This is a genomic window from Xanthomonas sp. SHU 199 (assembly GCF_000364665.1).
GTDB classification, from domain to species: Bacteria; Pseudomonadota; Gammaproteobacteria; order Xanthomonadales; family Xanthomonadaceae; genus Xanthomonas_A; species Xanthomonas_A sontii.
The window spans coordinates 1-4,284 of the sequence record NZ_AQOI01000171.1; the positions used below are offsets into that span (position 1 = coordinate 1).

Genomic DNA, 4,284 nt, shown 5'->3' on the forward strand with positions numbered 1-4,284 from the left:
CCTGCGGCGTCGTCCGCGCCGCCGCGGGCGCCGTCCGGCGCACGCGCGGCTGGCGCGCGCTGCCGCCATCTTCTATGTTTGCAGGCTAATCCCTCGCGATGGCCTGCGCCCATGACCGATCCGTCCGCCCAGCCCGACCACCTGCAGCGCAGCCTGTCCAACCGCCACCTGCAGTTGATCGCGATCGGCGGAGCGATCGGCACCGGCCTGTTCATGGGCTCGGGCAAGACCATCAGCCTGGCCGGGCCGTCGATCCTGTTCGTGTACCTGATCATCGGCGTGATGCTGTTCTTCGTGATGCGCGCGATGGGCGAACTGCTGCTGTCGAACCTGGAGTACAAGTCGTTCATCGACTTCTCCACCGATCTGCTGGGGCCCTGGGCCGGGTTCTTCTGCGGCTGGACCTACTGGTTCTGCTGGATCATCACCGCCATCGCCGACGTGATCGCGATCGCCGCCTACGCGCAGTTCTGGTTCCCGACGCTGGCGCCGTGGATCCCGGCGATGCTGTGCGTGCTGTTGCTGCTGGGGCTGAACCTGGTGACGGTGAAGCTGTTCGGCGAGATGGAATTCTGGTTCGCACTGATCAAGATCGTGGCGATCTGCGCGCTGATCCTCACCGGCGCCGGGCTGGTCGCCTGGGGCTTCCAGTCGCCGTCCGGGCACGTGGCCTCGCTGGCCAACCTGTGGAACGACGGCGGCATGTTCCCGATGGGGCTGGGCGGGTTCTTCGCCGGCTTCCAGATCGCGGTGTTCGCTTTCGTGGGCATCGAACTGGTCGGCACCACCGCCGCCGAGACCGCCGACCCGCGCCGCAACCTGCCCAAGGCGATCAACTCGATTCCCGTGCGCATCCTGGTGTTCTACGTGCTGGCACTGGTGGCGATCATGGCGGTGACGCCGTGGCGCGAGGTGGTGCCGGGCAAGAGCCCGTTCGTGGAGCTGTTCGTGCTGGCCGGCGTGCCGGCCGCGGCCAGCCTGATCAACTTCGTGGTGCTGACCTCGGCCACGTCCTCGGCCAACAGCGGCATCTTCTCCACCAGCCGCATGCTCTACGGCCTGGCCGAGGAGCGCCACGCGCCGCGCGGCTTCGCCCGGCTCTCGCGCGCGGCGGTGCCGGCGCGCGGGCTGCTGTTCTCCTGCGCCTGCCTGCTCGGCGGCACCGTGCTGATGTACCTGATTCCGAACCTGGTCACCGCCTTCACCCTGGTCACCACGCTGGCCGCAGTGCTGTTCATGTTCGTCTGGTCGCTGATCCTGTGCGCCTACATCGCCTACCGGCGCAAGCGCCCGCAGCTGCATGCGGCCTCCGCGTTCAAGATGCCTGGCGGGGTGGTCATGTGCTACGTGTGCCTGGCGTTCTTCGCCTTCGTGCTGGCGCTGCTGACCCTGCAGGCCGACACCCGCCAGGCGCTGTTCGCCAGCCCGGTGTGGTTCCTGCTGCTGGGCGTGGGCTACGCGTTGAAGCGGCGCAGCGCCTGAACCGGTGCGCGCAGCGGGCGTTGACGCTCCGCGCGCGCTGACGGATGCTCGCGGCCTTTCCTGCGCGAGCCTGTCCCGATGATCACCATCCATCGCCTCGGCGGCACCTCCGACACGCCGGTGTGCTGGGTGGACCTGTGCCGGCCGAGCGAGGCGGAGCTGGCCGAGGTCGACGAGAAGGTCGGGTTCGCGGTGCCGACGCGCGCGGCCATCGGCGAGATCGAGTTCAGCAGCCGGGTGCGGGTGGAAGGCGAGGTGCTGTTCCTCAACGTGCCGCGCTTCCAGGACGAGGACGGTCCGACCGCGCCGCTCGGTTTCGCGGTGTCGCCGCGGGTGCTGGTGACCCAGCGCGAGCAGCCGACGGCCTCGCTGGACGCGGTGGCCGCGCAGTTGCAGCACAGCCCCTGTCGTAGCAGCGACGACCTGCTGCTGCGCCTGCTCGATCAATTGGTCGGGCGCCTGGCCGATCGCCTGGAGGCGCTGGAGGCGCAGATCACCGAGACCACGCGGGTGGCGTTCGACCGGCCGCATGCGCGGCACAAGTCGCGGCACCTGGAGCGGATGCTGCACGACGTCGGCGACATGGGCCGGCGCCTGGGCGGCATGCACAACGCCGGCCACGGCCTGCTGCGCCTGGCCACCTACCTGGACGATGCGGCGCCGGACTGGTTCGGCGAGGACGCGGCCAAGCGCATCGGCCTGCTGCACAAGGACCTGGTCACGCTGAGCGAGTTCGAGCAGCAGTTGAACGACCGCATCGAGTTCCTGCTCGACAGCGTGCTGGGCATGATCAACGTCGACCAGAACAACGTGATGAAGGTGATGGCGGTGGCCTCGGTGGTGGGCATCCCGCCGACGGTGCTGGTCGGCATCTGGGGCATGAACTTCGCGCACATGCCCGAGCTGAAATGGCACGACGCCTACTACTGGGCGCTGGGTGTGATCGCGCTGAGCATGCTGTTGCCGCTGGCCTGGTTCCGCCGGCGCGGCTGGGTCTGAGCCAGCTGCGCGCGGCGCCGGCCGCGCAGGTCACGCCGCCAGGCTGTCGGCCTCGGCGGCGTCTTCCGCGGTGTCGCCTTCCTCGCCGCTGACGTGCTGCACCGCGGCGATGTCCCACGACACCGTGTCCGGATCGATCAGGGCGTGGATCGCCGCGCCCTGCAGTTCGCGCATCAGCCGTCGTGCCGACGCGGTGCCGTGCGCGACGCTGTCCCACAGCACCATGTCGACCACGCTGCCGTCGCGGCGGCGGGCGATGCGCCGCGAGCGGAAGCCGGGCTGGCGCTGCAGCCAGGCATCGACCTCGGCATTGGCGCGCAGGAAGGTGCGCCAGGTGCAGTCCAGCAGGCGGAACGTGGCGATTTCCAGGGCTTCGGTATGGGGATGCATCGGTCTCTCCTGCGGTCTGCGTCGCCCGCATGGCACGCTGGCGGCGACGCGGCAGCGCGACGAGGGGCATGGGGGAAGGGACAGGGCCGAACGGCCGGAACAGGCGGGCGGGGGCGGGCGTTCCGGGACGGCGCCGGTGCGGGAACCGGCCGACACAGGATGCTGGCCCGCGCCGCGGGCGCGTTAGCGCGATCCAACGGAATTCTTGTACGATCCTGCAAGCCGCGTCGCGCCGTGGTCCGTGCCGGCGCAGCATCGTGCAAGCTTGCCTTCCTCCTCCGCACGCTACGGCGCCCTTGCCGATGACCGCGCTCGCCCACCGTTACCAGGAAATGGCCGCCCTGGTTGCCCGATTGGCCGTCCCAGATGGCGACCACGACACCGCCATCGACGGCTTCTTCTGTTCCTACCGCTCCGCGCCGTCGCCGAAGACGCATACCGCGCAGTGGCCGGTCTTCGCGCTGGTGCTGCAGGGCGAGAAATGCCTGACCCTGGGCAACGAGGAGTACCACTACGGCGTGGGCACCTTTCTGCTGGTGACGCTGGATCTGCCGGTGGTCTCGCGCATCACCCAGGCCAGCCCGGAACAGCCGCTGCTGGGCGTGGGCATGTCGATCCGGCCGGACCGGCTGCGCGAACTGCTCGAGCGCATTCCGTTGCCGCCGCAGGTGGGCGCCGAGCGCCCGCGCGGGGTGTCGGTCAACACCGCCTGTCCGGACCTGCTGGATGCGACGCTGCGCATGCTGCGGCTGCTGGAACGCCCGGCGGACATCGCGGCGATGGCGCCGCTGATCGAGCAGGAGATCCTGTATCGCCTGCTGGTCGGGCCGTGCGGGCCGAACCTGCTGCGCATCGCCCAGGAGGACAGCCCCAGCAACCGCATCGCCAAGGCCATCGCCTGGTTGCGCCAGCACTACGCCGAGCCGCTGCGGATCGAGGATCTGGCGCGCCAGGTCAACATGAGCGTGTCCTCGCTGCATCATCATTTCAGCGCGGTCGCGGCGATGACGCCGTTGCAGTACCAGAAGCAGTTGCGCCTGCGCGAGGCGCGGCGGCTGATGGTGGTCGAACGCATGGACGTGGGCGCGGCCGGCTACCGCGTCGGCTACCAGAGCCCGTCGCAGTTCAGTCGCGAATACAGCCGGCTGTACGGGCGGTCGCCGCGCAGCGATCTGGCCGAGCAGCTGGGCCTGGCCGGCTGAGGGGTACCGGCACTGCGCGCGCCGCCTTGTGCATCTGACGTGCTGCTTGATCGACCAAGGGCCTCTCTCATCACTCCGAGGCACGTCCCGTAGGGGCGGCGTCAGCCGCTACGCGCGTTACCGGGAAAGCTCCGTCGCGATTGAAGTCGCTGCCACAGGGGCTTGCGGCGAGCCCCCCGGGTGCACTGTGGGAGGGACTTCAGTCCCGACG

Annotated in this window: 4 protein-coding genes; 3 read left to right on the top strand and 1 reads right to left on the bottom strand. The window is 69.6% G+C overall.

Annotated features, from left to right (window positions below; all coding sequences use genetic code 11):
- Positions 1–111: 111 nt before the first annotated feature.
- Together cycA and D183_RS0107415 are read left to right on the top strand one after the other, a co-directional pair.
- Positions 112–1,482: a D-serine/D-alanine/glycine transporter gene (gene cycA / locus D183_RS0107410; protein WP_010340292.1), complete on the top strand. Its 1,371-nt coding sequence runs from the start codon at positions 112–114 to the stop codon at positions 1,480–1,482.
- A 78-nt stretch (positions 1,483–1,560) separates the two neighbouring features.
- Positions 1,561–2,481, top strand: a complete 921-nt coding sequence (locus D183_RS0107415; protein WP_017908444.1) for a CorA family divalent cation transporter — start codon at positions 1,561–1,563, stop codon at positions 2,479–2,481.
- 30 nt (positions 2,482–2,511) lie between these two features.
- Here the strand turns inward: D183_RS0107415 and D183_RS0107420 are convergent, their stop codons facing one another.
- Positions 2,512–2,871, bottom strand: coding sequence for a hypothetical protein (locus D183_RS0107420; RefSeq protein WP_017908445.1), 360 nt, complete (start codon positions 2,869–2,871; stop codon positions 2,512–2,514).
- A 302-nt stretch (positions 2,872–3,173) separates the two neighbouring features.
- On the opposite strand from D183_RS0107420, the gene D183_RS0107425 reads away from it, so the two are divergent.
- The gene (locus D183_RS0107425) at positions 3,174–4,073 is read left to right on the top strand and encodes an AraC family transcriptional regulator (protein ID WP_017908446.1); all 900 of its coding nucleotides are present in this window, start codon (positions 3,174–3,176) and stop codon (positions 4,071–4,073) included.
- Positions 4,074–4,284: the final 211 nt, after the last annotated feature.